The organism is Haloactinopolyspora sp. (assembly GCF_027324685.1).
Classification (GTDB): domain Bacteria; phylum Actinomycetota; class Actinomycetes; order Jiangellales; family Jiangellaceae; genus Haloactinopolyspora.
The window spans coordinates 1-3077 of sequence record NZ_DAHVSH010000086.1 but is presented as its reverse complement, the minus strand read 5'-3'; the positions used below and the strand labels follow the sequence as shown (position 1 = coordinate 3077).

Genomic DNA, 3077 nt, shown 5'->3' with positions numbered 1-3077 from the left:
GTCGCCGTGCCGAGGAAGACGGCCGGGAACACCGGGCCGCCGCGAAATGCACCGAGACACAGTGCGAAGGCGATCCCCTTGCAGACGAGCAGCATCGTCAGGGCGCCGGTCGACCATTGCGCCGGCTCGGCGGCGAGATCGGCGAGCGTGGCCTGCCCGGACCGGGCGACCTCGCCGGGGGAGTGGCCGGTGCCGACGGCGTAGACCGCTGCGCTTGCACCTGCCAGCAGACCGGCAGCGAGGGTGACCACCACCGGGCGCGAGCTCGCCAGCTCGGCGGTGCGGCGACCGATGGCGAACACTCCTCGCATGGCCACGGCGACGCCTACGGCCAGCGGCAACGTCCACAGGACGGCGGCAACGTCCAGGTGGGACGCGGTGAGGCCAGGAACGCGCAGCGACCCGATCTCGAGACCGGTCCAACCGCCGAGTCCCGTGAAGACCACGGCGCCGACACCACACGACACCAGGCATGGCAGGACGACCATCATGGTCCGCCGGCGGGCGAGCCCGAGTACCTCGAGGAAGAGGATCGCCGCCACGACCGGATTGCCGAAGACCGCCGAGATCGCCGCGGCTGATCCGGCGGCGGAGAGAACGGATGTCACTGTGGCCGTACTCGTCGCGTTCACCCGGGTGACCGCGAGCACCGCCAACCCGCTGCCCAGGGCGATCAACGGTGCCTCCGGGCCGACTACCGCGCCGAGTACCAGGCTGGCCGCCGCGGCCAGCAACGTTCCCGGTAGGTCGCGGGCCGCTGTCGGGCCGGTGCCGAGTCCGTGGGCCGGTACGTGGCCACCACGCCCGGGCAGGTGAGTGACGGTCAGCGCGACCAGCAACCCCGCCAGCCCAAGTGCGGCCAGCGGCCACCAGGGCGGCACGGTGTCATAGCCCAACGCTTGCGGGAGTGTTTCCCAGACCAGGTGCTCGAGTTCGTGCACCGCGGTGAGGAAGGCGAAGGCCAGCAGAGAAACCGGAATGCCCAGGAGGGCGGCGAAGAGCAGGACGGCGAGATAGGCCTTGCTGTACAGCACGCCTTCCACGTCTGGAGCCGGCTCCTCCGGATGAGCGCGCGGTGACCGATGCTCGCTCACGACTGATCCGGGAGCTTGCGCATCTCGACGACGATCAGACCGAGCTGGTCGAACCGGGCCAGCACCCCGCCGAGCGCGGCATGATCGCGCACCGGCCCGTAGATGGCGGTTCCGCCGGCCGGCCCGTCGGCGACGTCGAACTCCGGAAAGGCGGCCCGGACCGTCTCCGACACATGCCCCGCGACGAGGAACTCGTAGCGCATCGACCGGCCTTTCGCTGACGAGCGGAGGCTACGGATCGACCATCGCAGGGCTTCGGTGGTGCCGGCCTCACCCGGCGGGGGTGAATACGACGTGCACCGCGGTGTGGTTGGCGCGTCGAACTACGGACTTTCGGCCTGTTACCCGGCGGCGAACGCTGACTACGCTGGCGTGAGTGGCCGGTCGCGGCGTCAACGTGAGACGTGCGAAGGTACTCGAAGCGAAGCTGCGGGTTCCTCGTATGCCGGCCAGCGCAGTGCCCCGAGCCCGGCTGCTGCGCCGCGTCGCTGCCGCAGACTCACAGGGGCGCGGCGTCACGCTGGTGTCGGCACCTGCCGGTTCGGGCAAGACGATGTTGCTCGCCCAGTGCTGGACGATGGTGCGTTCGGACGGTGCGGCGAGCGCGTGGCTCGCCCTGGGCGACGACGACAACGACCCGTTCGTGCTGTGGTCCGGGGTCCTCTGTGCCTGCGAGCGGGCCGTGCGCGGGGTGGATCCGCTGGCCGAAGTGCGTCTTGGTGCGTTGAGCCCGCCGGCAGCCGGTGGCGTGCACGGATTCGTCGCCGCCTTGTTCGAGGCCCTCGACTCCCTGCCGCGCCCGCTGTGGATCTTCCTCGACGACGTGCATCACATCAGCTCCGCCGACTCGCTGGCCGGCCTGGCCGAGCTGATCAAGAGCAGGCCCGAGCGCGTGCGTGTGGTCCTGGGTAGCCGGTTCGATCCCCAGTTCTCGCTGGCCCGCATGATCCTGACCGGTGAAGCTTGGGAGCTGCGGGCGAGCGACCTCGCCTTCGACCGGGCCGAGGCGGCGCAGCTGCTGAGCGGGCATGAGGTGCCGCTCGAGGAGAGCGATCTCGACCTGTTGATGGAGCGTACCGAGGGCTGGGCGGTCGGGCTGCGGATGGCGGCACTTTCGCTGGCCGGAAAAGACGATGTGAGCAAGTATCTCGCCGGGTTCGCCGGGGACGACCGGCCGCTGGCGGATTACCTCGTCGCCGAGGTTCTGACGGTGCTGCCGGACGACGTCGTGGAGCTGCTGATCACCACCTCGGTGGCCGAAACCCTCACGCCGGACCTCGCGGCCCGATTGTCCGGGCGCCACGACGCCGGCGGCGTTCTGGATCAGTTGGCTCGCGACAACGCACTGGTCTACCGGGTGGGTGGCACCCCGGCGTCGTTCCGCCTGCACGGCCTGCTGCGCAGCTTTCTCTCCGCGGAGGGAAACCGGCGCGACACCGGGGCCCAGCGTCGATACCACGTCCGCGCTTCGGCATGGTTCGAAGATCACGACCACCCGGTGATGGCGCTCGACCATGCTGCCGACGGGACGGATTGGCCGCGCGTGGCCGAACTCGTCGACCGGTACGGTGTGCGGCTGTTGCTCGCGGGGGAGGCGTCGATTCTGTTGCGGACCGTGCGGCAGTTGCGCGACGAACTCGTCTCCCGACCGGCCACTGCGCTGTTGGCGGCGCTGGCCGCGCTCGACAGCGGTGCGCTGGAATCGGCGACGTACTACATCGACCTGGTCGGGCGGCGCCCCGAACAGCACCGTGATCGTGGGCTGCGACTGCTGCACGTCACGGCGCTGATGGCGGAGGCGAGGTCAGCCGGTGACCGCAGTCCCAGGGCGAGCGAACTCGTCTCGCTCAGCGAGCAGGCAGCACCGGTGAGCCCGGAGTTGAAAGCTCTGGCAGCAGTGCACCGGGGTGTCCTGCGGCTGTGGCTGACCGACTACCCACGGGCCGAGGCGGATCTGGAAGCGGCGCTGCACCTGGCACGTCA

At 70.1% G+C, this 3077-nt stretch carries 2 protein-coding genes and 1 pseudogene; 1 reads left to right on the top strand and 2 read right to left on the bottom strand.

Features of this window, described 5'->3' with window-relative positions:
- Together M6444_RS09655 and M6444_RS09650 are read right to left on the bottom strand one after the other, a co-directional pair.
- On the bottom strand, positions 1 to 1094 hold a 1094-nt coding region (locus M6444_RS09655; protein WP_298326162.1), incomplete at its 3' end, for a chloride channel protein.
- Positions 1091 to 1297: a hypothetical protein gene (locus M6444_RS09650; protein ID WP_298326159.1), complete on the bottom strand. Its 207-nt coding sequence runs from the start codon at positions 1295 to 1297 to the stop codon at positions 1091 to 1093. The genes M6444_RS09650 and M6444_RS09655, both read right to left, overlap by 4 nt.
- 194 nt (positions 1298 to 1491) lie before the next feature.
- On the opposite strand from M6444_RS09650, the pseudogene M6444_RS09645 reads away from it, so the two are divergent.
- Positions 1492 to 3077 (top strand): annotated as a pseudogene (locus tag M6444_RS09645) (hypothetical protein); the annotation flags it as partial.